Source organism: Chitinophaga sp. CC14, assembly GCF_048957795.1.
Lineage (GTDB): Bacteria > Bacteroidota > Bacteroidia > Chitinophagales > Chitinophagaceae > Chitinophaga > Chitinophaga ginsengisegetis.
Genome location: NZ_JARBFY010000003.1, coordinates 85,583 through 111,830, shown reverse-complemented (window position 1 = coordinate 111,830; position 26,248 = coordinate 85,583). Strand labels below are relative to the sequence as shown.

General features: G+C 48.7%; 24 protein-coding genes. 9 read left to right on the top strand and 15 right to left on the bottom strand.

The genetic code is table 11. The annotated features are described in order from the left end of the window. Nucleotides 1-167 precede the first annotated feature (167 nt). Nucleotides 168-1,340 (bottom strand): acetyl-CoA C-acyltransferase, encoded by a 1,173-nt coding sequence (locus PV783_RS10400; protein WP_111579564.1) that lies wholly within the window; start codon nt 1,338-1,340, stop codon nt 168-170. 144 nt (nt 1,341-1,484) lie between these two features. Between PV783_RS10400 and dnaG the strand changes: the two genes are divergently transcribed. Continuing rightward, a complete protein-coding gene (dnaG, locus tag PV783_RS10395; protein WP_079468808.1) occupies nt 1,485-3,461 on the top strand; it encodes a DNA primase in 1,977 nt (658 codons plus the stop codon). A 17-nt stretch (nt 3,462-3,478) separates the two neighbouring features. Here dnaG and PV783_RS10390 read toward each other — a convergent pair whose 3' ends face one another. Continuing rightward, nucleotides 3,479-3,970 (bottom strand): dihydrofolate reductase, encoded by a 492-nt coding sequence (locus PV783_RS10390; RefSeq protein ID WP_079468809.1) that lies wholly within the window; start codon nt 3,968-3,970, stop codon nt 3,479-3,481. An 8-nt stretch (nt 3,971-3,978) separates the two neighbouring features. Continuing rightward, complete coding sequence (locus tag PV783_RS10385; RefSeq protein ID WP_420987925.1) at nt 3,979-4,800, bottom strand: thymidylate synthase; 822 nt, start codon at nt 4,798-4,800, stop codon at nt 3,979-3,981. A 326-nt stretch (nt 4,801-5,126) separates the two neighbouring features. On the opposite strand from PV783_RS10385, the gene PV783_RS10380 reads away from it, so the two are divergent. Then, nucleotides 5,127-8,123 (top strand): SusC/RagA family TonB-linked outer membrane protein, encoded by a 2,997-nt coding sequence (locus tag PV783_RS10380; protein ID WP_420987924.1) that lies wholly within the window; start codon nt 5,127-5,129, stop codon nt 8,121-8,123. Between the two features lie 30 nt (nt 8,124-8,153). Continuing rightward, nucleotides 8,154-9,470 carry a RagB/SusD family nutrient uptake outer membrane protein gene (locus tag PV783_RS10375; protein ID WP_420987923.1) on the top strand — a complete coding sequence of 439 codons (1,317 nt, stop codon included), beginning with the start codon at nt 8,154-8,156 and terminating at the stop codon, nt 9,468-9,470. 63 nt (nt 9,471-9,533) lie between these two features. On the opposite strand, the gene PV783_RS10370 is transcribed toward PV783_RS10375, so the two are convergent. Further along, nucleotides 9,534-10,715 (bottom strand): proline dehydrogenase family protein, encoded by a 1,182-nt coding sequence (locus PV783_RS10370; RefSeq protein ID WP_079468813.1) that lies wholly within the window; start codon nt 10,713-10,715, stop codon nt 9,534-9,536. Between the two features lie 182 nt (nt 10,716-10,897). On the opposite strand from PV783_RS10370, the gene PV783_RS10365 reads away from it, so the two are divergent. Next, nucleotides 10,898-11,695 carry a FecR family protein gene (locus PV783_RS10365; RefSeq protein WP_420987922.1) on the top strand — a complete coding sequence of 266 codons (798 nt, stop codon included), beginning with the start codon at nt 10,898-10,900 and terminating at the stop codon, nt 11,693-11,695. A 14-nt stretch (nt 11,696-11,709) separates the two neighbouring features. Here PV783_RS10365 and PV783_RS10360 read toward each other — a convergent pair whose 3' ends face one another. Continuing rightward, nucleotides 11,710-12,921 (bottom strand): NAD(P)/FAD-dependent oxidoreductase, encoded by a 1,212-nt coding sequence (locus PV783_RS10360; RefSeq protein ID WP_420987921.1) that lies wholly within the window; start codon nt 12,919-12,921, stop codon nt 11,710-11,712. A 66-nt stretch (nt 12,922-12,987) separates the two neighbouring features. Here PV783_RS10360 and PV783_RS10355 point away from each other — a divergent pair, with 66 nt between their 5' ends. Further along, complete coding sequence (locus PV783_RS10355) at nt 12,988-13,833, top strand: dienelactone hydrolase family protein (protein WP_420987920.1); 846 nt, start codon at nt 12,988-12,990, stop codon at nt 13,831-13,833. Between the two features lie 40 nt (nt 13,834-13,873). Here PV783_RS10355 and PV783_RS10350 read toward each other — a convergent pair whose 3' ends face one another. From PV783_RS10350 to PV783_RS10320, 7 genes are all read right to left on the bottom strand, one after another. Beyond that, nucleotides 13,874-14,896, bottom strand: coding sequence for a sugar phosphate isomerase/epimerase family protein (locus PV783_RS10350; protein WP_420987919.1), 1,023 nt, complete (start codon nt 14,894-14,896; stop codon nt 13,874-13,876). Between the two features lie 96 nt (nt 14,897-14,992). Further along, on the bottom strand, nt 14,993-15,883 hold the full coding sequence (locus PV783_RS10345) for a radical SAM protein (protein WP_420987918.1): 891 nt from the start codon (nt 15,881-15,883) through the stop codon (nt 14,993-14,995). A gap of 56 nt (nt 15,884-15,939) precedes the next feature. Beyond that, nucleotides 15,940-16,818 carry an alpha/beta hydrolase gene (locus PV783_RS10340; RefSeq protein ID WP_420987917.1) on the bottom strand — a complete coding sequence of 293 codons (879 nt, stop codon included), beginning with the start codon at nt 16,816-16,818 and terminating at the stop codon, nt 15,940-15,942. Between the two features lie 38 nt (nt 16,819-16,856). Then, nucleotides 16,857-17,447 carry a TetR/AcrR family transcriptional regulator gene (locus PV783_RS10335; RefSeq protein ID WP_079468820.1) on the bottom strand — a complete coding sequence of 197 codons (591 nt, stop codon included), beginning with the start codon at nt 17,445-17,447 and terminating at the stop codon, nt 16,857-16,859. A 324-nt stretch (nt 17,448-17,771) separates the two neighbouring features. Next, the gene (locus tag PV783_RS10330; RefSeq protein WP_079468821.1) at nt 17,772-18,470 is read right to left on the bottom strand and encodes a LytR/AlgR family response regulator transcription factor; all 699 of its coding nucleotides are present in this window, start codon (nt 18,468-18,470) and stop codon (nt 17,772-17,774) included. Between the two features lie 35 nt (nt 18,471-18,505). Beyond that, on the bottom strand, nt 18,506-19,690 hold the full coding sequence (locus PV783_RS10325) for a DUF4407 domain-containing protein (protein ID WP_079468822.1): 1,185 nt from the start codon (nt 19,688-19,690) through the stop codon (nt 18,506-18,508). 4 nt (nt 19,691-19,694) lie between these two features. Beyond that, entirely contained in the window at nt 19,695-21,206 is a 1,512-nt protein-coding gene (locus tag PV783_RS10320) for a sensor histidine kinase (protein WP_420987916.1), read from the bottom strand. Between the two features lie 208 nt (nt 21,207-21,414). Here PV783_RS10320 and PV783_RS10315 point away from each other — a divergent pair, with 208 nt between their 5' ends. The 3 genes from PV783_RS10315 (at nt 21,415) to PV783_RS10305 (ending at nt 24,360) form a co-directional block, all read left to right on the top strand. Beyond that, the gene (locus tag PV783_RS10315) at nt 21,415-21,825 is read left to right on the top strand and encodes a Dabb family protein (RefSeq protein WP_079468824.1); all 411 of its coding nucleotides are present in this window, start codon (nt 21,415-21,417) and stop codon (nt 21,823-21,825) included. Between the two features lie 9 nt (nt 21,826-21,834). Then, nucleotides 21,835-22,338, top strand: a complete 504-nt coding sequence (locus PV783_RS10310) for a DinB family protein (protein ID WP_420987915.1) — start codon at nt 21,835-21,837, stop codon at nt 22,336-22,338. A gap of 69 nt (nt 22,339-22,407) precedes the next feature. Beyond that, complete coding sequence (locus tag PV783_RS10305) at nt 22,408-24,360, top strand: gamma-glutamyltransferase family protein (RefSeq protein ID WP_420987914.1); 1,953 nt, start codon at nt 22,408-22,410, stop codon at nt 24,358-24,360. 5 nt (nt 24,361-24,365) lie between these two features. Here PV783_RS10305 and PV783_RS10300 read toward each other — a convergent pair whose 3' ends face one another. After that, nucleotides 24,366-25,064, bottom strand: coding sequence for a hypothetical protein (locus tag PV783_RS10300; RefSeq protein WP_420987913.1), 699 nt, complete (start codon nt 25,062-25,064; stop codon nt 24,366-24,368). A gap of 78 nt (nt 25,065-25,142) precedes the next feature. Further along, nucleotides 25,143-25,508: a winged helix-turn-helix transcriptional regulator gene (locus PV783_RS10295; RefSeq protein WP_420987912.1), complete on the bottom strand. Its 366-nt coding sequence runs from the start codon at nt 25,506-25,508 to the stop codon at nt 25,143-25,145. A 37-nt stretch (nt 25,509-25,545) separates the two neighbouring features. Here PV783_RS10295 and PV783_RS10290 point away from each other — a divergent pair, with 37 nt between their 5' ends. Beyond that, entirely contained in the window at nt 25,546-25,680 is a 135-nt protein-coding gene (locus PV783_RS10290) for a hypothetical protein (protein WP_420987911.1), read from the top strand. 50 nt (nt 25,681-25,730) lie between these two features. Here the strand turns inward: PV783_RS10290 and PV783_RS10285 are convergent, their stop codons facing one another. Continuing rightward, nucleotides 25,731-26,243: a hypothetical protein gene (locus tag PV783_RS10285; protein WP_079468829.1), complete on the bottom strand. Its 513-nt coding sequence runs from the start codon at nt 26,241-26,243 to the stop codon at nt 25,731-25,733. Nucleotides 26,244-26,248 lie beyond the last annotated feature (5 nt).

Below are 26,248 nucleotides of genomic sequence, written 5' to 3'. Positions count from 1 at the left end.
ACTGTATGGGGAATACGACACATAGACGACTCCTAAGTATCTGAGAAGTACCGGAGAAGTATGCGAGAAGTAATACCCGGGTAACCGGGAACCGTATAACTGCCCGGTTCGCTACAGATCAAGATCAGCTGATGGTTTTTCAACAACCATCAGCTGACGACCCTTCATTAAACTCTTTCGATGATAATTGCGCTGGCGCCGCCACCGCCGTTACAGATCCCTGCAACACCGTAACGCGCCTGCTGCTGATGCAGGATAGCATTCAACGTTACCACAATGCGCGCACCGCTGCACCCAATAGGATGCCCCATTGCTACGGCGCCGCCCCATACATTCACCTTATCAAGCGACAGTCCCAGGTCTTTCGCATTGGCAATAGGCACGCACGAAAATGCTTCGTTCACTTCTGCCACGTCCATATCGCTGATTTTCAGCCCGGCTTTGGTAAGCGCGTTGTTGATAGCTTTTACCGGCGTAGTGGTAAACCATTCCGGCGCCTGCGAAGCATCTGCAAAGCTGATGATCTTTGCCAGTGGCTTTAATCCCAGCGCTTTCAGTTTTTCGCCGCTTACCAGCACTACGGCTGCAGCACCATCATTGATGTTGGAGGCATTGGCAGCAGTGATGGTTCCATCTTTCTGAAAACTTGGTTTCAGGGAAGGTACTTTTTCAAAGATGACCTTTTTGTAGTCTTCATCTTCAGATACTGTTACTACCTGTTTTCCGGGTACCTGCACCGGCACTACTTCATCTTTAAAATATCCTTTCTCCCAGGCTGCTGCTGCGCGTTTATAACTTTCAATCGCGTAAGCGTCCTGGTCTTCCCGGGTAATTTTGTATTCGGTGGCGCATAGCTCTGCTGCGTTGCCCATGTGAAAATCCTTGTAGGGGTCCCAGAGGCCATCGCGGATGATACCGTCGGTGATAGCGCCATGCCCCAGTTTATAACCGGTACGGGCTTTATCGAGGTAGTAAGGCGTAGCGCTCATGTTTTCCATGCCGCCGGCTACTACTACGTCGTTGTCGCCCAGCATAATACTTTGGGCGCCCAGCATAATAGCTTTCATGCCGGAAGCGCATACTTTGTTAACAGTGGTACAGGGAACATTATTGGGCACTCCTGCAGCGAGGCTCGCCTGATTGGCAGGCGCCTGGCCGAGGTTGGCGCTGAGCACATTGCCCATATATACTTCATTTACTTCTGCCGGGGCAATACCAGCCCTTTCCAGTGCCGCCTTAATAACGTGAGCGCCAAGCTGGGTGGCCGGAATGCTTGCCAGTGCGCCATTGAACGAACCGATAGGGGTGCGGGCCACAGCTACTATAAATACTTCTTTCATCTGATAAATAAGATTGATTTGGCTAGTTTATAATCTACCAAATATAAGGAAAAGTTGCCGGGAACAGCAACCACGCGGACATACTACCCTCCTTCTCTCCAAATCCTAATTTTCCCGTATGTTTGCAGTTGCATTTACCAAACCGTGATATCTCAGAACTCCATACAACAGATCCTCAGCCGCATTGATATTGTGGAAATTGTGGGTTCCTTCGTTAAACTGAAAAAAAGAGGCGCCAACTACCTGGGCCTGTGTCCGTTTCACAACGAAAAGTCCCCTTCTTTCACCGTATCTCCCGGCAAAGAAATCTACAAATGCTTTGGTTGCGGCGCCAGCGGCAATTCCATCAGCTTTATCATGGAGCATGAAAAGTACTCCTATGTAGAAGCGCTCCGGTGGCTGGCACAACGGTACCAGATAGAACTGGAGGAAACGGAAGTAAGCCCGGAACTGAAGCAGCACCAGCTGATGGCGGATAGTTTGTTTATCATCAACAACTACGCCCGTGAATACTTTACCGATACCCTTTTTAATAAAGAGGAAGGCCAGAATGTGGGCCTGAGTTATTTTGAAGAAAGAGGATTTACGGAAGAAACCATCAAAAAGTTCCAGCTGGGCTACTGTCTGAATACCTTTGACGCTTTTGCCAAATCGGCATTGAACAAAGGATACAACCTGGAATACCTGCAAAAAACAGGACTGGTTACCATCCGCAACGATCAACCTGCCGATAACTACCGCGGCCGGGTGATTTTCCCGATCCATAACCAGTCCGGAAAAATACTGGGCTTCGGCGCACGTATCCTGGTAAAATCAGACCGGGCGCCCAAATACATCAATTCTCCCGAAAACGAAATCTATGTAAAAAGCCGGGTACTGTATGGTACCTACTTTGCACGGCACGCCATCGATAAACTCAATGAGTGCCTGCTCGTGGAAGGATATACCGACGTAATTTCCCTGCACCAGGCAGGTGTGGAAAACGTGGTGGCCTCCAGTGGTACCTCCCTTACACAGGACCAGCTGCGGCTGATTAAGAAATACACCAATAACCTCACCATCCTTTATGATGGCGACAGCGCCGGGGTGAAAGCAGCGCTCCGCGGGCTGGACATGGCCATTGAAGAAGGGCTGAACGTGAAGCTGGTATTGCTGCCGGACAAAGAAGATCCGGATAGCTATGTGCAGAAGATCGGGGCGGAAGCGTTCCGTGAATTCATTAAAGATAACAAGCAGGACTTTGTACTGTTTAAGCTGCAGCTCAGCATGCAGGAAGCCGGCACCGACAGTAATAAAAAGTCGCAGCTGGTAAATGAAATCGCTGAAACCATTTCCAAAATTGATAAGGCGGAAGATTTTACCCGGCAGCAGGATTATATCCGTCAATGCAGCCAGTTACTCCATATCGATGAGCAGGGGCTGATCCAGCTGGTCAACAAATTTATCCGCGACCGCCTCGTTAAACGCGAGCAGGCATACGCGCGTAACAATCCCGCACCCAGTGATGATGACCTGAGTGAAGAAGCGATTGCCGCTATGGAAGCGGCAGAAACAGGCATTTCGGTTGACTCGCTCATCAACGGGCACGAAAAGCAGGAAAAGGCACTGGTAAAAATCCTGTTACGTTTTGGCGACAAGCCTTTTAAAGAAGAAGACAATAGTACTGTAGCAGATTATGTGTTCCATCTCCCCTACGATTTTGAGGCGCTGGCGGAAAGTGAGCTGGTGAAAAGGATTTTAAGGGAATACAAAGCCTTGTATGATGCAGGGAATCTCCAGGATAAACGCTGGTTTCTTTATCATGAAGATCAGCAATTTTCAAAAGAGATTGCCAATATCCTGGAAGATCAGGAAGCCGATCTCAGTATGAAATGGAAAGAACAATTTGAAATAGATACTGTTTATGGCGACGATGCATATTTAAAAGATACGCTCTCCACTACCAACTATCTGATCCTGCGGAAAGTGAAAAAGTTAATCTATGAAAATCAGGCCGAAGTTCAAAAGGCCTTCAAGGAAAACGACTACGAAGCGGCTAAAAGCTGCCTTGAAATGCAGAAACACCTCAACTCCCTGGAGAAAGAACTTACCAACGGTATGGGTACCGTTATTTTCAAGTAAGTGTTCGCGTTAGTAGCTTAAATCCGCTCCCATACCTGGAAGGAGAAAGGATACTGATTTTTTTCATCTGCCTCATGGCGTTCATCACTTACCAGCTCAAATTCTGCCCCATCCAGCTGAGGGAAAAAAGCATCCCCGTGAACCACTGCGTATACGCGGGTAAGATAGATGCGCTCTACTAACGGCCACGCCTGCTCGAAAATCTGGGAGCCACCGGTGATAAACAGTTCATCGCCACCGAAAGACTTTGCCTTTTCAACACCTTCCTCCACAGAACGCACTACATACGCACCTTCCGGTTGAAAATCCGTTTGGCGGGTGATTACTATATTAGGCCGGCCGGGCAGTGGTTTACCGAGGGAGTCAAATGTTTTACGTCCCATTACAATGGGTTTTCCCAATGTGGTGGATTTAAAATATTTAAGATCCAACGGCAAACGCCAGGGTAACATATTATTGATACCGATTACGTTATTTTCCGAAGCGGCTACGATAATGGATATACGCATATGGGAAGTTATATGGCTACCGGTGCTTTAATGGCCGGGTGAAACTGGTAATTTACCAGTTCAAAATCTTCAAACTTAAAGGAGAAAATATCTTTTACCTCCGGGTTGATCTTCATTACCGGAAGCGGGAATGGTTGCCGGCCCAGCTGCAGGTTGGCCTGCTCTATATGGTTGCTGTACAGGTGTACATCACCAAAAGTATGGATAAAGTCGCCGGCATCCAGGTTGCACACCTGCGCCATCATCATGGTTAATAATGCGTAAGACGCGATATTGAAAGGTACGCCCAGGAATACGTCGGCGCTGCGCTGATACAGCTGGCAGCTCAGTTTACCACGGGTTTCCCCTTTAGCAGTATCTGCAGGAGTTACGTAAAACTGGAACAGGCAATGACAGGGGCTGAGCGCCATTTCCGGCAGTTCACCCACATTCCAGGCGTTCACAATAATACGGCGGGAGTCAGGATTATTTTTGATGGTATTTACGGCTTCAGTGATCTGGTCTATTACCTTACCGCTGCGGGTTTCCCAGCTGCGCCATTGCTTTCCGTATACGGGTCCGAGGTCGCCATTTTCATCGGCCCACTCATCCCAGATGCTTACGCCATGTTCTTTCAGCCAGCCGGTATTGGTATCTCCTCTTAAAAACCAGAGCAGTTCATATATAATCGATTTGAGATGCAGCTTTTTGGTGGTCACCACCGGGAAACCGTCCTGCAGGTTGAATCTCATCTGGTAGCCAAAACAGCTGGTAGTGCCGGTGCCGGTGCGGTCTGTTTTTACAGCGCCTTCCCGTATAATATGTTGTAATAAAGATAAATACTGCTCCATAAGGTCGCAATTTACGAAGTTTTCCAGTTGAAAAAATATAACATATTTAAGTCAAAGAAAAAAAGCGGAAGTACCCTTAAATTTTCGTAATCTGCTATAGCATTTTACGTTACAACAAGATCGGCTTAGTGAGAAGTCCTTGCCATCAGCGATGATGATGAAAAACCTATAGTTCCCCTTGCGGCAAGGATCACAACAAAATTAACTTTATTAAACAACCAAAATCGGATCAGGATCTGTGCTATCTGTAAACCAAAAAATAATCAGCAACATGATATTGTAACCTCGTTTTAATCATCATTCATTTATCTAAACCATCACAAGCTATGCTTCTACCAAAATCCAGCTTGCTGGTACTGCTATGCCTATGCAGTACCCTGGCACTATTTGCGCAGCAAAACATCACCGGAAAAATCAGGGACGCCGTCAGCGGCAAACCCATTCCCGGCGTTACCGTACGCATTCCCAACACCAACAAAGGGACCATCACCGATGCTGATGGCAATTATACGCTGGCCATCACGGCCGGCACCACAAGTTTAATGGTGAGCTACACCGGCTATAAAACCAAAACAATCAATCTTACGCCGGGTAATAATGTGATAAACCTGACCCTGGAAGAAGATTTCGCCCGGCTGGATGAAATTGTGGTAACAGGGTTAGCCACCAATGTAAAGCGAAGTAATCTTGCCAATGCAGTAGCTACTATTTCAGGCACGGAATTAAACGGGGTGGCGCCTGCACAAACATTTGACGCAGCCCTCAGCGGTAAAGTGCCCGGCGCCATGATAACGGCCAATTCCGGCGCCCCCGGTGGTGGTATTTCCGTAAAAATGCGCGGTATCACTTCCGTATTTGGTAACTCTCAGCCACTGTATGTAGTAGATGGGATCTTCTTCAATAACAGCAGCATTCCCGCAGGATTAAACGATGTAACCGGCGCTGCTACCTCCGGCAGTCCCAACAACCAGGATAACCCTTCCAGCCGTATTGCGGACCTCAACCCGGAAGACATTGAAAACATTGAAATCCTGAAAGGCGCTTCCGCCGCTGCCATGTATGGCGCTAAAGCCGCTGCCGGCGTAATTATCATCACCACCAAGAAAGGTAAATCCGGCAAAACAAAAATCTCCCTCAACCAGGAAACCGGCTTTACCAAAGTGCGTCACCTGATGGGCGTACGCACCTTTACCCCCGAAACGGCCGCCGATCTTGCAGGTACTGCTGATAACCCCGATCCTGATGTACAGGCCAAACGCGCCGCCTATAAAGCGCAGTTCACCGAAGCAAAAAATGCCGGGAAGATCTTTGACTATGAAAAAGAAATTTTCGGGCAAACAGGACTGGTGCTGAACACCGGTATTTCCCTCAGTGGCGGCGGTGAAAAAACTACTTTCTATCTTTCCGGAAACCGGCGGCAGGAAAACGGTATTGTGAAAGGAACCGGCTATTTCAACAACTCCATCCGGCTAAATGTAGACCACAAAGTGAGTGATCGTGTATCCGTAGGCGTTACTACCAACTATATCAACTCCTCCGCCGACAGGGGGCTGACCAATAATGATAACAACGGCGTTTCCCTCGGTGTGGCGTTGTCGTCCACACCTGATTTTGTGAACCTGTTCCCCAATGCACTGGGTGAGTATCCACGCAATACCTTTGCCAGCTCCAACCCGCTGGAAATGCGCGACAACATGATCAACAACGAACAAACCAACCGTTTTGTGGGTGGCGGTAATATAGAGATACGCCTGCAACAAAGCGACCGTTCCACTACCAGGCTGGTAGGACGCGGTGGTATTGATTACTTCAATTTCAAAACCGCTGCCTTATTTCCACGCAATCTCCAGTTTGAAGAGAACGGCCTGCAGGGACATTCCATCCAGGGCAATACCAATAATACCAACACCAATATCGGCGGATTCATTGTGAATACCTTTACGCCCAACAACAACCTCAGCTTAACCAGTACCGCCGGCGCCACACTGGAAACCGGCTACCTTGATAATATTGTTACGGTAGCTACCAACCTGGTGTCCGGTCAAAGTAACCTGGATGCCAGCGCCAACACCACCACCCGGCAATTCCGCCAGAAATACCGGGATAATGGTATTTTCATACAGGAAGACCTTTCCCTGATAGATGCCATTACTTTCAGTGCAGGTGTGCGTTTCGACCGGTCGACCAACAACGGTGAATACCAGAAATATTACGTTTTCCCCAAAGGGTCCATTTCCTGGAATATTGCGAAAATGGATTTCTGGAAGGTACCCGGTGTGGATAACCTCAAGCTGCGTGCAGCTTATGGCCAATCCGGTAACGTACCTCCATATGGCAGTAAATTTACCCAGATGCTGGGTAGCAACATCGGCGGCTTCCCCGGCGTGCTCGTAGAAAACCTGCAGGGCAACCCCGATATTAAACCGGAACGGCAAACAGAATTTGAAACCGGGCTGGATGTGAGCGTACTGAATGGCCGCATCAGCCTGGAGGCAACCTACTATAACAAAAAGATCTACGATGTACTATTGCGTCATGCGCTTCCCGGCTCCTCCGGTTATGCCACTGAGTGGAAAAACAGCGGTGACCTGAGAAACAAAGGAATAGAGCTGGGCTTAAACCTGATACCTGTGAACAGGCCTAATGTGCGATGGAACAGCAGCATCAACTGGTGGCAAAACCGTTCCAAAGTCACCAAGCTGATCATTCCTCCGTATGCCATTGGCGCCTTTGGTAATTCACTCGGTACTTTTTACCTGGAAGAAGGACAACCTGCCACGCAGATCAAAGGCACCGTGAACGGCGACCTGAAACTGATCGGCAATGCCGAACCGGATTTCCAGATGAGCTTCTTCAATGAATTAACCGTATTCAAAAACCTGTCCCTCCGTTTCCTCATCCACTGGAAAAAAGGCGGCGACAACATTAACCTCACCCAGCTGCTCACCGATCTCGGAGCTACTTCTTTTGATTATGATGATGAGATGAAAGGCACGAAGGCAGGGCTTTACCGTCCTGGCGCCGGCGATGCATCCATCTATGTACAGGACGCTTCGTATGTGCGTATCCGTGAGATAGGTCTTTATTACAATATTCCTATCAAAAATACTGCGATACTGAAAGCGATCCGTGTTGGCGTATCCGCCAATAATTTCTTTACGTGGACAAAGTACGTGGGTTATGATCCGGAAGTATCCAACTTCGGCAGTAACACCATTACTACCGCTCAAACCCGCGGCAGTAACGGTTTATCAACAGGCGTAGATGTTATGCCGTTCCCTGCATCCAAAAGGGCCAGTTTTCATGTTGGCGTCGATTTCTGATCATTATCCATCTGCTTAAAATCATTACATATGAAAAAGTATCTTTCCATTATAACGGTAACTCTTTTCCTGCTGGCCCTCAACGCCTGTCAGAAAGGAGAGATCAACAGTTTGAATACACCCGTGGTAGGCGGTATCATCACCGATCCTTCCAGGAGCGACTTATTTAACCTGGTAACGGGCGCCGAATCCGGTATGCGCAACAGCCTCTCCACTTATCTCGATGGCACCGGTATTATTGGCCGGGAAATTTACCGTTTCTCCGGTGCAGAGCCCCGCTATACCACCGATTTGCTGGGTGGCGGTTCCAAACTGCTGGACAATAACACCTTTTACATTACCAACCCCTGGTCCGCCCGTTACCAGGTAGCAAGACAGTGTTTCATTTTACTCGATGCCATTAACAATACCCGTACAGAAGTAGCATCTGATGTACAAAAGAAGGCATTCACAGGATTTGCCAAAACACTGATCGGCTATCAGCTGTTGCTGAATCTCAACATGACCAATACCAATGGTGTACGCATACCCGTACCCAATGGCGCTACCCTGGGACCTGTTATTACCAATCCTGCTGTAGTGATGGATTCTATATTAAAATTCCTTGATGAAGGGAAAGCTGACCTGACCGGATCGGAAGTTATTTTTCCTTTGTCAGATGGATTCCTGGGATTTAAAGACGCCCCGGGCCTGATTAAATTTAACCGCGCCATTGCCGCCAGGGTGTATATTTACCAACAGAAATGGGATAACGCACTGAGCGCGCTCAATGAATCCTTCTTTGACCTGAACGGCTCTTTAACCAGGGGTGTTTATCATGCCTTTTCCACCAATGGCGGCGATCTTGCCAATACCATGTACCTCCCGCCAAATGGCAATGGAGAAATAAGGGTAGCGCATCCTTCTTTTGCCACCAATATCCTGCCAGGCGACGACCGCATCGCCAAAACATCGCTGCGCACTTCCTCCGCCAGCCAGAGCGGCTTAACCGGCAACCGTGATGTAATAGTTTGGACCTCCCTGAATGCACCCATCAGCATTATCCGGAACGAGGAGCTGATATTGATTTATGCAGAAGCAAAGATGCAGAAAAATGCAATCCCCGATGCCACAGTGGCCATCAACCGTATACGCACAGCGCATAACCTTCCGGTATATAGCGGCCCCCCTACACTGGCAGCACTAATTACGGAACTGTTATACAACAGGCGTTATTCCCTGTTTATGGAGGGCCATCGCTGGATAGATGTAAGGAGATATAACCTGTTGGGAACTTTGCCTAAAGACAGGCCGGATGATGATGTGTGGCCGAGGTATCCGTTGCCGCAGAGTGAAAGTAATATTTAAGTGTAGTATCATAATAAAAAGAGCGAAGCGCATCTCCGGATGCGCTTCGCTCTTTTTATGAATTTATGCCATTGCCCTTCTCTTCATTTCTTTTCTGATCAGTGCCAGTTCGCGGCCCATTTGCCCGGCGATGGAGGTGTTCTCCTGCGCCCTGCGGATCAGGTAAGGCATTACTTCCTTTACAGGGCCATACGGCAGGTATTTGCTGACGTTATAGCCGGCATGCGCCAGGTTAAAAGTGATGTTATCGCTCATGCCCAGCAACTGTGAAAAACTTACATGCGGATGGTTGTGCGGCAGTCCTTTTTCGTGGAGTAACCTCGCGGCAAACATGCAGCTGTTTTCGTTGTGCGTACCTATGAAAACGGCGAGCTTATCGATGTTATCAAGACAGAATTTTACCGCTGCGTCGTAATCCTTATCCGTAGCCTCTTTGCTTGGCTGGATAGGGGTTGGGTAATTATTTTCTGCCGCGCGTTTGTTTTCTTTTTCCATGTAAGCGCCGCGTACCAGTTTGGCGCCCAGCAGGTAGCCATTCTTTACCGCCTTATCGAGGGATACCTTCAGGAAAGGATAACGGTCGTGGCAATACATCTGGAAGGTATTGTACACAATTACCTTTCCTTTGTTGAACAGTGACATCATTTCATCGGTGAGGGCGTCTACCGGGTCCTGGATCCAGGATTCTTCCGCATCCACGAGGATGGCCACATTATGACGGGCGCCTGCTTCAGCGATGGCATGCACGCGGTTGCGCACACGGGTATATTCCTGTTGTTCGGCCGGGGTTAAAGTTTCCTTGCGGTGTACTTTTTCCAGCAGATCGAACCGGGCAAAGCCGGTAATTTTTATAGCGATGAAAGGAATATCGGGTCTGGTGGCAGCGTATTGGATAGCACGGATGAATTCAGGAACAGCGGCGTCGTAGCTTTCTTCCCCTTCCATTGCTTCCACGCCATAATCGAGTGCTACCCCTACATGATAGTTACCCAGTTGCAGCGCAGTGGTAGCCGCTTCTTCCAGGGTTTCACCACCGCAGAACTGTGAGAAAATAGTGCTTTTAATAATACCTTTAATGGGTAACCCCAGTTTAAAGGCGATGGGAGTCATCACGGCGCCCAATTTTACCAGCCAGGGCTTCCCGATATTACTAAAGAGAAAGTTGGCTTTTTTCAGTGCCTTGTCGGTCTTTGCCTCAAATGCGATAGCGGTATTATCAAATGATAAAGGTAGCTGCTTTTCCATGGGCCGCAAAGTTAGGGTGCGTCCGGCTTCTAAACAAAAATCATTATAATATCAGCATATCTTTTTAACAGCGTTAACAGATATTGTCTATTGCTTCTCAGAAATTGTTGAAGCATACTCCTTTACCGGTGTTTATTTTATTACTTTTAGGTCTTTTTGAATACATACAAAATTCCCGGAATATGCTATTTAAACCTGATACTATCTCCCGTTGCTTTTCCAGCCGTAATGCGCTGGCGTTGTTGTTAACGGGTGGAATAGTGATCACCGGCTGCCGGACAAAAGCGCCGGAAAATGCACCTGTGAACCTGAAAACGCCGGGCATCGGATACCAGACCTATAAAGGCACTACCGGCCGTCGCACTTCCGTTACGCTGCCCGACAGCTCCCGCGTAATACTTAACTCTGCTTCTGTACTGGAAGTACCCGCCAATTATTTACAGGGCAACCGTGCGGTGATCCTGGATGGCGATGCATTCTTTGCCGTTGTTCCATCTACCGATACTTTTACTGTTACCAGCGATAAATTAAGGGCTACTGTGTTGGGTACCGAATTCAAAATGCGCTCCTTTGCCAGTCAGCATGGCGCTACCGTATACCTCCTCAACGGGAAGATCCGTGTGGGGAAATCCTATCATTCCGCCACCGATAACCAGCCGGAAATACTGGAACGTGGACAGATGATCCTGGCCAATAATGAAATTGACCTGATGGAAAAAGAAACCTATCACCCGGAGGAACTGGAAACGTGGTTGTCTGATACCTTGCGGATAAATAACACTAATCCTATGGCGCTATCCCGCACGCTGGAAGAATGGTTTGGCGTGGAAGTGGAAATGAAGGGCGATGCATCCAAAGCGCCCGCGATCACAGACGCTGCTTTTTTTCATGCGTCGCTGGAAGATGTGCTGAACAACCTCGGCGAGCAACAGCATTTCAAATATAAGATCCGTGACAATAAGGTAGTGATTACATTTTAGTATATCCATTACCGTTAGTCACCTATTTTCCTGTTGAAAGAAAAGATGGCCGCATCGGGATTTTTCTTTCCCTGCACCAGGTCTGTAATGATATTGGCGGCAATCTGGCTGAAAGTGATGCCGTTGCCGCCAAAGCCCAGTGCAAAAAAGGTATGTGGCATGGGCGCGAATGCGCCGATGAAAGGCAGCCCGTCTTCCGTAGCGCCAAAGGTGCCTGTCCATTTAAACTCCGGATGAAAACGCAGCTCCGGGAATTTCTTCCGCAGGTCTTTTTCCAGGTCTTTTGCCTTACGGTGAATCAGTTTATCCCGGCGGCGGGGGTTATAAAAAGGTTCGTCACGCCCTCCTATCAGCACCCGGTGATCGCTGGTAGTACGCATGTAGAGGTATGGGGATTTTGTTTCCCAGATCAGGCAATCCTGGTACCATTGTTCTTGCGCATGATTGGGTTCACTTGCCACGGCGTAGGTGGAAGTTAATTTCAGCAGCGGGGTTTTGATATATTGCAGCACCTCATACCCGGTGGCGATTACGAGATAGCGCGCCGTAACCTGGTGCCCCTGCGAAGTTTTCAACACCACGCTGCGCGGGCGGAAATCAATATCCACTATGGCGGTACGGTCAAATACGGATGCGCCGTGTTTGATATTATGCTGATGCAGCGCATGGGTGAGCATATACGCATCTGTTTGTGCGGCGGTATGTGAATAGATGGCTGCCGGCGCATCAAAGCCCATCTTTGCTTTTATTGTTGCGGCGTCCCACCAATCCATTTTCAGCCCCAGCTCACGACGGGCTTCCAGTTCTTCCGATAACTTTCTTACATCTTTCCGGTAAGAAGCGAGATACAAACTATGCTTTCTTTCAAAATGCGGGAAGCGCAAGGCTTTGCAAATAGCCTCCAGTTCATCAATAGAAGCGGCGCATAGTTCGTATGCGCGGTTGGCATTGCGAGCACCCACTTTCTCCCTTAGCTCTGATAAGCGCGTATCGATTTCATACTGCAGCAGAGAAGTACTGGCAGCGGTGCTGCCGAGGCCAATGGTCCGGGCGTCGGCTACTACACAGGGGATGCCTGCTTTTGTTAAGGCATAGGCCGTTAACGCGCCGGAAATACCGCCGCCTATAACTGCCACGTGCGTACGAATGTCCTGTTCCAGCCAGGGATAATTATATGGGAGGCCGTTACGGATGAGCGAATAAGGGTAACCTGACTGAAGATCCATACTTACTGATTTTACAAAAGCTGCACCAAAGAAATTCGTATCTTCTGTCAGCAAAATCAAACTGTCATGAAAACACTAACTTTCTTAACCAGCTGCTTACTCATGGCTGTGAGTGCTTTTTCCCAAACGGCTCCCTGCTGTCATACAGATGCCATCACGGAATTTGCCGCACTGGCCAGCCAGGAAGAATTCCGCATGGCGCACAAAGACCCGCTGCCATTCACCTACCAGGGAACTACCGGCGCGGCTGTCACGTTTCCCACTACAGATGGAACACCTGCGCATGGCTTTCTGTTCAAAGCCAAAGAAACCTCCGATAAATACCTGTTGGTATACCAGGAATGGTATGGCCTCAACGACTACATAAAGAAGCAATCGGAGCAACTGTATAACGACCTGGGAGGCAAAGTAAATGTGTTGGCCGTGGATATGTATGATCAGAAGGTGGCCACCAACCGGGAAGATGCCGCTAAATTAATGCAGGGAGCCCCCAGGGAACGATTACAGGCCATTATGCAGGGGGCAATTACCTATGCCGGGAAAACGGCTAAAATAGCGTCCATTGGCTGGTGTTTCGGCGGTGGATTGTCTTTGCAGTCGGGTTTACTGGCAGGGCCTCAAAATGTGGGCGTAGTAATGTATTACGGCATGCCTGAAAAAGATGTGAGTAAGCTGAAAACTTTACACGGGCCGGTACTGGGATTATTCGGCAATAAAGACAAAGGCATTAACCCGCAGGTAGTAGATGAATTTGAGAAAAACATGAAGGAAGCAGGTAAAACGCTTACGGTTAAACGTTATGATGCGGCGCATGGCTTTGCCAATCCGAGCAACCCTATTTTCGACAGCGCCGCTACTGCGGATGCTTACGGGTATGTAATGCCATTTCTGAAAAAAGCATTTTCACTGTAAATGTTCAGCGGAGGGAAATATTCCCTCCGCTGAAATATTTTTACTTACCGCCGAGTCTGAGCAGCAGTTCTTTTGTTTTCCTGATACCTTCTTCTTCAGATAATTTTTCGCCTTCGTACTCAATACCCATGAAGCCATTAAAGCCGGCGTCTTTCACTGTTTTGAGGATACGGGTATAGTCGATGGTTACTTCGTTGCCGTTGGCATCGAAGTCGTATGTTTTTGCGCTCACGCCTTTTGCAAAAGGCATCAGTTCTGCCACACCTTTGTAGCGGTCGTATTCTTCGAGGCAGGTAGTTTTAGCCCATGCCTCCGGCGTGTTGCTTTCCGGTTTGCTCCTTTTTATGCAGAAGTTGCCCAGATCCGGCAGGGTGCCACAGTTGGGCATGTTCACGGTTTTCATTACACCGCTCAGCCATTCGCCGTTGGAAGACATGCCGCCGTGGTTTTCCACAATCACGTTGATACCATGTTCCTTTCCAAAGGTAGCCAGCTTCGTGAGGCCATCTGCAGCCGCTTTGGCTACTTCTTCCGGAGATCCCTCTCCTGCTGCGTTTACACGGATCGCATGACAACCCAGGAACTTAGCTGCTTCCACCCACTTGTAATGATTTTCAACCGCCTTCATTCTTTTCTTCACATCCAGGTCGCCCATTTCTCCTTCCCCATCGCACATAATGAGTACGCTGCGAACACCCAAATCATCGGCGCGTTTCTTCATGTCTGTGAGGTATGCCTGATCCTTTGCTTTGTCTTTGAAGAACTGGTTCACGTATTCGATGTTTTCAATACCGAATTCATTCTTTGCGCGGGAGGCGAAATCCAGGTGGTTCATTTTACCTGCAAACAAAGCTTTATGGAACGACCATTCCGCCAGCGAGATCTTAAAGAAAAGCTCGTGGGCGGTGGCTTCGCCGGGCTTTGCAGCAGCGGCGCTGTCGCCTTCACTCTTTGTGGACTTCCCCTCATTACAGGCGGCCAGTATAGCGGGCAACATCCCCATTCCCATAGTGTACACGCCCATTTGACGCAGGAATTGCCTGCGGTTGTTAACATTACTCATATACGTGGGTTTTAAAATTCATTCTCCTAAAATATTCATTTACACGGGGGAAAGCAAGTTTAAGCGTATAAATTTTCAGGGAGAAATAAAAAAGAACTATTCAAAAGGGATTTTAGGAAGAAGATGATAACGGGCCGCTTCCGCTGCTGCCGCGGTCTGAAGGGCGTTGTTGTAAGTGGCCGGAACCTGGCTGCCGTGGGCAAAAAGAAGACGGTACTGTTCCGCATACTGCGGATAGTATTGTTGCACGGCCTGCATCACCAGCTGTTTGCTATCGGCCGCTTCGTCTCCCCACAAAGTAGTGGAAGCGGGGAATACATACCGCGCGCCATGCTGATGAAAAGCAGCGTATAGCCGTGCTAGTTGCTCCGGCCTGTCGGTGATAAACGGTAAGAGAGGCATTAAACTCACGCCGGTCATAAACCCTGCATCTGCGCAGGATTTCAGGGCCAGTAACCGTTGCACGGGATCAGGCGCACCGGGTTCAAACTGCTTTCCGATAATTGGATCGATGGTACTGAAAGAGAAAGTGATCATGGCCTTGTGCCGGTACAAAGCCATATCAGCGGGCAATAGGGCCTGTTCGTTGATTTGCCGGAGGATGTCGAGATCGCGTAATACCAGCGGCGATTTGGTGATGATATGTACCGGGAAACGGTATTCAAGCAGTAGTTCGAGGATGCTCCGGGTGAGCCGTTCCTTTTCTTCCAGCGGTAGATATGCATCTGTAACAGACGACAGCACCACAAAGCCCTGTTGCTGCTTACGCGCCCTGGCAGCGAGTTGCCGGCGAAGAATGGTTAACGCATTTTCTTTCACGGACAACTTGTCCGCCATGTTGATACCGTATTTACTGCCACGGATATAACAGTACAAACAGTTGAATGCGCAACCGCTATACGGGTTAATGGTATAGTCGTCCAGGAACCAGGGGTCCCTTCTTTTGGTTTTATTCAGTAGTGACGTAACCGTTATATACCTGGGCATATGCGAAGTTATATCACCAAAGGTCCGGATTTTATTTCATGGTCTTGTGTAGCTTTTTATTTTATGTCGGCTGCCAGTACCGTCAGGATACCCTGTAACACGGCTTCATGGCGCATGATGCGGAAATGGCCGTCGCCGGTGATGCGAAGCGATTGTATAGCCGGGTATTGCTGCAGGTAGTCGTCTATTTCCGTGGCTTTTGCGAGGGTGTCAGTAGTATCGTAAGCCATCCATATTTTATCTGCCTTGATGTTATTGATGTAACGGTGCATGTCCATGTCAGAGAGGTCTTCTTTCAGTCTTTGCCGGATCAGTTGATGCAGCACGGGCATTACTACCGGGTGGATACGGAACAGGCGGAGCGCTTCATCAAAGAATACGGGTGCGCTCAATGCGGTGCTGAGCATCAGCAGGCGTGGCACGTGTACATTTTTGCGGGAAAGGGTAAGCGCGGCATTGAGTCCGCCGAACGAATGGCCAACGATAGCATGCAGGGGACCTTCCTGTTGCATCACCTGTTCCAGTACATGCATCCATTGTACCAGGTTGGTGCGTTTGCCGCCGGAAAGGCCGTGTGCCGGCCCATCGTAAGACACTACCTGATAGCCCTGCGCCACCATTGAACTGATGAGTTGTTTAAAATGAAGAGGGCTGCCACCCCAGCCGTGGAGCAATAATACTTTAGGACCGGTGGTTCCCCAGCGGTAGGTAGTTACTTTCAGGGGCGCATTATCGAAAGGATAGCTGGTTACCTGCAAATGCTGCAATACGGCCTGGTCGCGGAACTGCTGATGTACCGGCCGGAGCTTTAATGCGGGCGGTGTGCAGTACAGCCGGTAAAACAGCTTTGCCGTGGTAACCGGAAACGGGCGGCTCATGGCGGATAATATCGCGCCGGTCATCCGCAGTGACAATGGTAAAACCTGGTGTTGCATTTTTAGACCGATTGGTTTATTTTTAGGAATAAAAAAAGTTAAAGAGAATGATGCCTGATTTCTTCTCTTAGCGCTTCCAGTACCACGAGCATCTGTTTGTTATGTCCGAGTACGCTGCTTACGAGTATAGCGCCTTCCAGCATGGTAAACATGCGGATAGCAAATTTCCGTTCGTCCCAGTCTTTTTTAAACTCGCCATGTTCCTTTCCGTACTGCACCATTTTGGCGATGCGCGACTGGTAGTAGAGTACCAGTTCGCTCACTTTTTTCTTCAGCCCCGGGTTAGTATCATCTGCCTCCACACCGAAGTTGAGCATAGGACAGCCGCCGGCTATTTTCTGCTCCGCCGGGAAGCGGGTATAATATTCAAACAACGCTTCAAACTTACCAGCCGAAGTATTGGCGGTAGCGGTTACCTGCCGCAGGTTCAGCTTCTCTTCTTCCGCGATATAATCAAACACTTCCATCACTATTTCCTCCTTGGAGGAAAAGTTGCCGTACACGCCTCCCTTCGCCAGCCTGGTGGCTTTGAGGATGTCGCTGATAGAGGTGCCGGCCACTCCTTTTTTGTTAAAAATAGGAGCGGCTTTTTCTATAATGAACTGGCGTGTTTTTTCTGCTTTACCCATGCTTTTAGCAAATTAGACCAATTGGTCCATTCTGGCAAATATTTTTTCTACGCGGAAGTTGTCTTTCCCTGGATTAGGCTGATTATACTGATTACTTTGATTTTATTCTTTGGATTTTATAAAGGATTTGGGGATACAGAAGCGAGGATCACTTTGTCTTTCCCGGGATTACACTGATTTAACCCGTTATACTGGCTTGATCACTTTTGATTTATTTTATCCGCTTACATCTCCCTAAATCATTTATAAAATCCAAAGAATAAAATCAAAGTAATCAGTATAATCAGTATAATCAGCCTAATCCAGAGAAAGACAAACTCCGCGTTACAAATTAAAGATGCGTTCAATCGCCGGTGCATACGCCGCCCCAATGGGGATTGGTATATTTTTGATGTAAAGGGAGTTGCGGTCGGCGCGTTCAATTTTTTTATTGGCCACAATATAAGAGCGGTGTACACGGGTGAATGAGCCGATGGGCAGCAGGTCTACCGCCTCCTGCATAGACAGGCGCGAAATGAGCTTACGGTCGGTGAGGATGAAGTTCACATAATTGCCGGCGCTTTCGAGGTAGAGGATATCATCCAGCACAATGCGGAATTGTTCATAGCCGCTTTTCACAAAGATGTAGTCTGTTTGTTCCTTATTCACAGGAACGCCATTCTGTTGTTTCAGCTGCAACAGGTTATTGGCTTTATTGCAGGCTTTCATGAAACGTATCAGGGAAAAGGGTTTGAGCAGGTAATCGATGGCGTCCAGCTCAAAACTTTTCACTGCATGTTCAGAATAGGCGGTGGTAAAAACCGTCATGGGCGGATGCGGCAAACTGGATAAAAAATCCAGCCCGGAAATATCCGGCATTTTAATATCCAGGAACAGCAGGTCTACTTTTTCCTTACTGAGAAAGTCGATTGCTTCAAAAGCATTGGTAAAAAACCCCTTCATTTCCAGGAAGGGAACCTTGGCAGCGTGATTTTTGATAACAGCCAGCGCCACCGGTTCATCATCTATCGCAATAGCAGTCATCTTTGGCTATTTTTACGGGTAAGCAATACAGGGATCTAACTAATTTTGCCGAGCAGGAGTCGCCGGGCCTGCTGCCAGAGATTCTGGTACTGGCTGTTTTCCCGGCTTTGCCACTCTTTTACGAGGGCATCGGCCTGTTCGCGGCGCAGGTCGCGGGTAGATTCAAACAGGTGGTCCACCGTTTCCTTATCGGCGGCCAGTGCGGCGGCCTGGTAGTGTTCCATTAATTCTTTGCCGGTATCTGTTTGCAGCCGTGCGGAGGCTACGCCCTGGGCAGTGGCGGCAGCCAGCTTTTCATCGTACTCACCTTTGGGCATCAGTATTTTGCTAAGCAGCGGCATTACTTCAATGAGGGTAATGATAAATACAATGAGGCGGTAGCGTTGTTTTACCGGCGGATGCGTTTCGGTCAGTTCGTTCAGGGCCTCTATCTGCGCCAGGAATCCGTTGGTGAGGGTGCTAACATATACGGCTTCCTTCAGGCTGTCCACGCTGTGCATACGTGCCATTTGTGCCTGCAGCTGTTGCTGCTGCGGCTCCCAGGCTCTTTGCATAGCCTGTAGTTCTTCCTCCGATTTGAGATAAGCCGATTTCTTTACGCGAGCAATGTCCGACTCTCCTATTCTGCCGGAGCCGCCGGTGCCATCGGTTTCTTTGATGTAACCATCTTTATATACTTTCAGCTCCGCGGTTTTCTGCGCCAGCTGTTGCTTGCCCTGGTCAAGGGATTGCTGCAGGGTGGCCATCTGGCCGGCGTTGAGCTTTACCAGTTGCGCCCGGTAAGCATCGAGCTTTGCCTGCTTGCCAAGTTCCAGCTGTGTATCTATATCTTTCTTAAATAACATTAACACCACAGGCTGGGAAATAAACAAACCTATGGTAACGGCAAGGACTAAACGAAATATTACCGGCATCACTTTTATGCTGCCGTTGGTGCGCGACATGGCGGCAATGAGGGTACGGTCGACTGATAAAATGGCAAAGCCAAAAAACAGCGCCAGCCCGGCTACCACCATATCATCGTTTACGATGGTGGAAAAGAAATAGCCCCACGACAGTGTGGCAAACATCCACGTCACCAATACAGATACACCGATGATACGGTACCGCTCTTTCTCGGTTTTACACTCCTGCAAAACATCGGCATCAGCAGCGGCCAGCCACCATAAAAAGCGCGTCATGCCATCAGGGCCCGGTACCACTTCTTCTTCTTTTTTCATTTACTTATTTATTAACATCAATTGTCAGATGGATAAAAAACTCAGTAGCCGTGTGACGGATACTCAGCTCGTGCCGGTGAGGATACAATAAATTTAGTCTTTCTTTTACATTATTCAAACCAATCCCCATACCCTCCCTCTCCGGATCATTTTCCGGGCGGGGGTGCACGCTGTTATACACATCGAAGAAGATCTGATCCGCAGTGCAGCTCAGGGAAATCACGATACGGGAGCGGTGCCGCAGGCTGATCCCGTGTTTAAACGCATTTTCCACGAAAGGGATCAGTAACATCGGCGCAATCTCATGCTGACATTGACTTTCATCTATATTTACTTCTATCAGGATATCGGGAGATGACAATACGCGCAGGCGTTGCAGGGCGATATAATTTTGCAGGTAAGCCACCTCCTTATCCAATGGAATTTTTTCCATATGGTTATCATGTAGCATAAACCGCATCATATCACCCAGTTTCTGGATGCCTTCGCTGGTACGGGCAGCCTCTTCCTGTAAGGCGGTGCCATACAGCGTGTTAAGGGCATTGAATAAAAAATGCGGATTGATCTGGGAACGCAGGAAGTCGAGGTTGGCGGCGGAATGCCCCAGCGCCTTCTTCAGCGTTACCACCGTGTTCACCTGCTTCTGGCGGCTTTTAAACAACAGCCAGCAAACGGGCAGCACAATGCCTGCGGATACTGCTATACCAATAAGTGCAAGCGCCACAAACCAGCCTCCGTCGCGGTGTACCAGTGCGCGGCATATCAGCGCCATCAGCACATTACTTCCCACGATAGTAAAAACAACATCCCGGATCAGTAAGCTCTTATTCCGGTGAGTGTCCTCGAATGCCGGAAATACTTTATAACGGAGAATAAAAAACACAGCAATCTGCGAAGGACCAAAGAAAAAGATCATCAGCGCCATGTCCCTGGAATCGGAAAACGACAGGCAAAACAATACTGTAAATGCGCCGGCAGCCCAGCAAATTTCTGTAAGCATCTGCCGGAAAGCCGGATCTGTTACAATACGCGGATACAGCAGACTTACCAGTGCTTTGCGGAAATAATAATACGCCACATACAGCACGCCGGAAAAAACAGTAGTGATGAAAGCTGTTTTTGCAAAATACATATGCGCCCCCCGCACCGTATCATATACGCCCAGCAGGTAGCCATTGTAATAAGAATTGGCAACCATCATCATGGCAAAATAAAACGCCCCCACCGGGATCAGCAGCAATATGCCTCCCAGCCACTTCCCCTTCTCCAGGAACTCCGGTACAATTACAAAATTCACCAGCAGGAAGGTCACATACACCAGCGTTACCCGTCCCATAGAAGGCAGCAGGTAATGAATGTAATAGTCGAACACCTGGTGATAGGTGGCGAACTTTCTGCCATAGATCTCCTGCAGCTCAAATACGTTATAAATAATGCTGGGGTATAGGATCGAAAACATCAGCAACACAAAAATGGCGGTTACGATGCCGAATTCAATTTTCTTAAATTGATTCATAAGGTTGATGTATTTAAGGCAATAATAGCAATTGTTGCTATGCGGCAGGGGCAAAATGGGATGAAAGTAGTGTAATCCGGTATGAAATCGGTTTTGATGGTAAAATAAGAACTCCCTCAGGAAGCCATCCCTATAAGTGTCGGGCTGACAGGGATAATTATAATAAATCGACAATCTTTATTATTTTCATCGCCTCAACAAGCCCAATATGAGCACATCCAACAGACGTAAATTTTTAGGAACCGCAGCAGCGCTTGCCGCCGGTACTGCCGCTGCCGCAGCAATCCCCTCAACAAATATGGAAAAGAAATACCCGATTGTGCATCACGTATTCTTCTGGCTGAAGAACCCGGATTCCAAAGAAGACCGCGATAAACTGGTGGCCGGCGTAAAAACCCTGTCGAAAATAGAAACTGTTCGTGACCTGCGTGTAGGCGTGGTAGCGAGTACCGAAAAACGCGAGGTGGTGGATAACAGCTGGGGCGTATCAGAACTGATCTTTTTCAGTGACCTCGCCGGACAGGCCACCTATCAAACCCATCCCATTCACCTGGAGTTTATAAAAAACTGCAGTCATTTATGGGAGAAAGTAATTGTTTATGATGCCGTAGAAGTATAAAAAGATATCATGGCAACGGAATACTGGATGAGCGGGCCGGTAGAAAATATACCGGCATTACTGCAACCCGTGGCACATGCTTTACTGCAGGCCAACCAGGAGATCAATAATTTAATGCAGGATTTCCCGGAAGATCTTTTATGGGAGAAGCCAGCCGGACTGGCCTCTCCGGGATATCATCTTCAGCATGTGAGTGGTGTGCTCGACCGGCTGTTTACCTACGCCAGGGCAGAAGCGCTCAGTCAGCAGCAGTTTGCCGCCCTGGCTGATGAAGGTAACCCAGGCGCATCCCTTCATGATCTGCTGGATCATTTCAATGCACAGGTACATCAATCGCTGATGCAATTGTCCACCACCCCGGAAGACACGCTCACTGCTTTCCGGGGCGTAGGCAGAAAACAACTCCCCTCTACCGTGTTGGGGTTACTGTTTCACGCGGCGGAACACACCATGCGGCACACCGGGCAATTGCTTGTTACGGCCAAAGTGCTGCTGGATATGCACACGCGTTAAAAGCGATGTTGCCATTACCCTTCGTGTAAATCCGGATATTTTTTATCCGTAAAACTATAAATTAGCCCTATGAAACGCTTCCTCCTTCTCTCCCTCGTGTTGGGTTATTATACCGGCATGCAGGCACAGCAAACGCAGAAACCACCTTTACACGGCAAAAACTGGATGGCCGTAACCGGTAAGCCACTGGCTGCAACAGCCGGCGCCATGATCTTCCAGCAACACGGCAACGCCGTGGATGCCGCCTGCGCTATGCTGGCCGCCACCTGCACCATGTGGGATGTGCTCAGCTGGGGCGGAGAAACGCAGGCGCTGATCTATAATCCCAAAACCGGGAAAGTAATTGCCATCAATGCCCTCGGCGTGGCTCCTACCGGCGCTACTCCCGCATTTTATAAAGGAAAAGGATACGACTTTCCGCCTGAATACGGTCCGCTTGCAGCAGTAACGCCAGGAACCGCCGGTGGACTATGCTACATGCTGGCAGAATACGGCACCCTCAGTTTAAAACAGGTACTGGCTCCTGCAATGGAAATGGCCGCCGGCTACCCGATAGAAGCACAAACCGCTAACAGTATTGAACGCGGGAAAAAATATATCAACGAATGGCCTTACAGTAAAGCTGTTTTCCTCACACATCCCGGTGAAAAAAGAGAAGCGCCTGAAGCAGGAGAAATTTTTGTGCAGAAGGACCTCTTGTCTACCCTCACCAAAATGGTAGCAGCCGAACAGGAAGCACTGCGCAACCATAAAAGCAGGAAAGAGGCAATCATGGCAGCGTACGACCGTTTTTACAAAGGAGACATTGCCAAAGAATTTGTACGCGGCTGCCAGGAGCAGGGCGGACTCATCACCCTGGAAGACCTCGCCCGCTGGAAGCCGGTGGAAGAAGAACCCCTGCATATTAATTACAAAGGCATAGAAGTGTATAAGCTGCAGGAATGGACACAGGGGCCCATGCTGCTGCAAAGCCTCAACATCCTGGAAAATTTTGACCTGAAATCAATGGGATATAATTCCACTGAATATATTCATACGCTGTATCAAACCATGAACCTCACTTTTGCGGACCGTGACTTTTATTACGGCGATCCTGCGTTCAATACCAATCCTGCTATCAAAGGATTGCTGAGCAAAGAATACGGCAAGGCGAGGGCCAAACAGATCAATCTGGCACAAAATGATGCAAACGCAGGACCGGGCGATCCCTATCCTTTCATCGGGAAAACGAATCCTTACCTGCATTTCCTGGAGGAGCGCAAGCAGCTGACAGATACCAGCAGTGGCCGCCAACCCGGCGGATTTGTTCCTAAACATGACGCCACTACGATGTTGCTGCATGGAGATGCTATGTCGCCGGAAGGGGATCTGAATCAGCTGTATGCCGCCAACACACCCGACAGCGCCTATATGGACCGGCTGTGGCGTGGTACCACCAGCGTGGAAGCAGCAGATAAAGATGGCTGGGTAGTATCTATCACACCCAGTGGCGGCTGGCTGCCCGCCTGTATTGCAGGTAAAACCGGCATTGGTATGAGTCAGCGGGCACAAAGCTTTGTGCTGGATTCTGCGGTATGTCCTTTTAATGTGATTGCTCCCGGTAAACGTCCGCGGGTAACGCTTACGCCTTCGATGGCATTGAAAGACGGCAAGCCTTTCCTGGCCTTTGGCGTACAGGGCGGCGATACACAGGACCAGAACCTGTTGCAGTTTTTCCTGAACGTAGTGGAGTTTGGTATGACGGTACAACAGGCTACAGAAGCGGCGAATATAAATACCAACCAGTTATGGTTGTCGTTAGGCGGTACTACCATCAAAGACAGGGAGCCCCGTCCGGGAAGCATCCTGCTCAATAATAATACATCGGAGAAAACACGCAAGGCCCTGGAGCAAATGGGTTATCACCTCACGTTTGGAGAGCGTACCAGCGGCCCCATAAATGCTATTTACATGGATCGTGTGCATGGCAGTTTATGGGGTGGCAGTAGTAATCATGGAGAAGATTATGGAATAGGTTGGTAAGTAAATTACTCCCTGCTCCACACTTCATGAATAGGATCTCCTTTTGAGCTGTTGCCGCTGTGGTCCCAGTTGTTGCCGTTTACGCTGCCTTTAAAAGACAACTCAGCGCCAACGCGGGAGCTATCGCGGGAGAAGAACTCAATTTTTTCGGTGTAGGTACCGTTTTCAAAAGTATAGGTACCTCCGCCGGAGCCAAAGAACTCGCCTGTTTCCTGGTTGATAGCCACCCATTGAAAGCGGGTGCCTGTGAGTATTTTCATGGTTCGCCTTGCGCTGTTGGGGATGGGTGTCATCTTACCTTCTCTTTCCCGTGAAGTGATCTGCCAGCTGCCTGCCAGCGGGCCGGTTCCATCGTCGATACGGGTCCACTCCTGTTTGCCGCCCCCGGGGCTACTGGTGATCAGCTGCCCATTTTCCATGCCTACCGGCACCGTAGTTTTTTGTCCTACCTGTGAGGCATTGGCAGTATTAAAAAGAATGGCTACATCTACCTGTGTGTCGCCTGCCTGTTTCCAGGTTCCGCCATATGAGGTGATGAAGCGTTGACTATTGTAATCCGTAACGGTAAACCAGGTGGGGGTAATGAGCAGCACGCTGGTTGCGTCTCCCGACACTGACTTCCAGGCGCCTAACGGCGAGTCCTGTGCGCTGAGTATACCCAGGCAGAAACAGCATAACGTAAATAACAGGATTAGTTTTTTCATAACATAGCGTTTGTTTTCTTAAGATAAGCAAACAAACGCAGTAATTAAGCGGTTTCTCCCGGTTGCATGCACGGGACTTTATTTATACAGATGCTGATCCTGTATATAATCGATATCATGTTTTTTGAGATAAGCGATTCCCCATTCGCTGGCAAATTCATACAAAGGGGCGAGTGATTTTCCTTCGGTGGATAAGTAATATTCCACGCGGTATGGTTTTTTGGTGATCACATTCTTCTCAATCAGTTGATCGTGCTCCAGTTCTTTAAGTTGCTGACTGAGCATTTTTTCGGAGATGCCCGGCAGGTTATCCCTGATTTCAGCGTAACTTTTTTTCGTAAAATAATGCAGGTGGAAGAGTATTAACAGTTTCCATTTCCCTCCAATAAATCCTAGTGTTACGTCTACCGGGCAGGTGTATGTTTTATCGTTTAGTGTGATCATAAGCTGCAAGTGTAAGGCCGTTCCAAGTTAAGAACATTTGCTCATCCCGGACCTGCTTCCCGGTAAGGTATTTCCTGTTACAAGAGTGGGCGCTAAGCATAAAAATTTTGAGCAGGCTTATGAAGCGGCGGGCAGGCATTTTGAAGTAACTGCTACCGGCTGGCAGCGATAATGGTTCAGAGAGACAGGCATCCTCGGTGCGCAGCCGGGGATGCCTGTATACTATGCTTCTTCCAGCACGCGTTTCAGGATATTCAGGTACCCGATATGTTGTTCCGCATAGGAACTGCTTTCAGAGAGCTGCGCCCAGGCTATTTGCCGTTCCAGGGCAATATTGATCACCGGTTTGTTGGCTTCTTCAATCACACCTTCATCTGCCAGTTGTCCGAAACCTGCTGCGATCACAGAAACATCCAATGTGAAAATAAACTGCTGATCATCAAATGCAGGATCTTCTTTCATGCGTATGATCAGGTCCCTGTCCAACAGTGTTTCATTATAATCTTCAAAAGCCATTTCCCCTACAGATTCAATGGTCCATTTTAAACATTCAATGGTAGGTGTAAAGGGGTATGCCCGGCGCCATTCCCGGTATGAGGCAAGTCCGGTGTCTCCTTCATCTGATCCAAAAGGCGCCAGTTCATCGGCGGGGTCCCAGAAAAAGTCTTCAGATATCAGGGCAATAGCTCGTGCATGTGCATGATCTTTATCTATGCCATAGATTTCTTCTTTCATAAGAT

Bases quoted from the DNA above. Each gene is read 5' to 3' on its own strand.
- PV783_RS10400 (WP_111579564.1), bottom strand. From the start codon at position 1,340: ATGAAAGAAGTATTTATAGTAGCTGTGGCCCGCACCCCTATCGGTTCG.
- PV783_RS10390 (WP_079468809.1), bottom strand. From the start codon at position 3,970: ATGCGTATATCCATTATCGTAGCCGCTTCGGAAAATAACGTAATCGGT.
- PV783_RS10385 (WP_420987925.1), bottom strand. From the start codon at position 4,800: ATGGAGCAGTATTTATCTTTATTACAACATATTATACGGGAAGGCGCT.
- PV783_RS10380 (WP_420987924.1), top strand. From the start codon at position 5,127: ATGCTTCTACCAAAATCCAGCTTGCTGGTACTGCTATGCCTATGCAGT.
- PV783_RS10375 (WP_420987923.1), top strand. From the start codon at position 8,154: ATGAAAAAGTATCTTTCCATTATAACGGTAACTCTTTTCCTGCTGGCC.
- PV783_RS10370 (WP_079468813.1), bottom strand. From the start codon at position 10,715: ATGGAAAAGCAGCTACCTTTATCATTTGATAATACCGCTATCGCATTT.
- PV783_RS10365 (WP_420987922.1), top strand. From the start codon at position 10,898: ATGCTATTTAAACCTGATACTATCTCCCGTTGCTTTTCCAGCCGTAAT.
- PV783_RS10360 (WP_420987921.1), bottom strand. From the start codon at position 12,921: ATGGATCTTCAGTCAGGTTACCCTTATTCGCTCATCCGTAACGGCCTC.
- PV783_RS10355 (WP_420987920.1), top strand. From the start codon at position 12,988: ATGAAAACACTAACTTTCTTAACCAGCTGCTTACTCATGGCTGTGAGT.
- PV783_RS10350 (WP_420987919.1), bottom strand. From the start codon at position 14,896: ATGAGTAATGTTAACAACCGCAGGCAATTCCTGCGTCAAATGGGCGTG.
- PV783_RS10345 (WP_420987918.1), bottom strand. From the start codon at position 15,883: ATGCCCAGGTATATAACGGTTACGTCACTACTGAATAAAACCAAAAGA.
- PV783_RS10340 (WP_420987917.1), bottom strand. From the start codon at position 16,818: ATGCAACACCAGGTTTTACCATTGTCACTGCGGATGACCGGCGCGATA.
- PV783_RS10335 (WP_079468820.1), bottom strand. From the start codon at position 17,447: ATGGGTAAAGCAGAAAAAACACGCCAGTTCATTATAGAAAAAGCCGCT.
- PV783_RS10330 (WP_079468821.1), bottom strand. From the start codon at position 18,470: ATGACTGCTATTGCGATAGATGATGAACCGGTGGCGCTGGCTGTTATC.
- PV783_RS10325 (WP_079468822.1), bottom strand. From the start codon at position 19,690: ATGAAAAAAGAAGAAGAAGTGGTACCGGGCCCTGATGGCATGACGCGC.
- PV783_RS10320 (WP_420987916.1), bottom strand. From the start codon at position 21,206: ATGAATCAATTTAAGAAAATTGAATTCGGCATCGTAACCGCCATTTTT.
- PV783_RS10315 (WP_079468824.1), top strand. From the start codon at position 21,415: ATGAGCACATCCAACAGACGTAAATTTTTAGGAACCGCAGCAGCGCTT.
- PV783_RS10310 (WP_420987915.1), top strand. From the start codon at position 21,835: ATGGCAACGGAATACTGGATGAGCGGGCCGGTAGAAAATATACCGGCA.
- PV783_RS10305 (WP_420987914.1), top strand. From the start codon at position 22,408: ATGAAACGCTTCCTCCTTCTCTCCCTCGTGTTGGGTTATTATACCGGC.
- PV783_RS10300 (WP_420987913.1), bottom strand. From the start codon at position 25,064: ATGAAAAAACTAATCCTGTTATTTACGTTATGCTGTTTCTGCCTGGGT.
- PV783_RS10295 (WP_420987912.1), bottom strand. From the start codon at position 25,508: ATGATCACACTAAACGATAAAACATACACCTGCCCGGTAGACGTAACA.
- PV783_RS10285 (WP_079468829.1), bottom strand. From the start codon at position 26,243: ATGAAAGAAGAAATCTATGGCATAGATAAAGATCATGCACATGCACGA.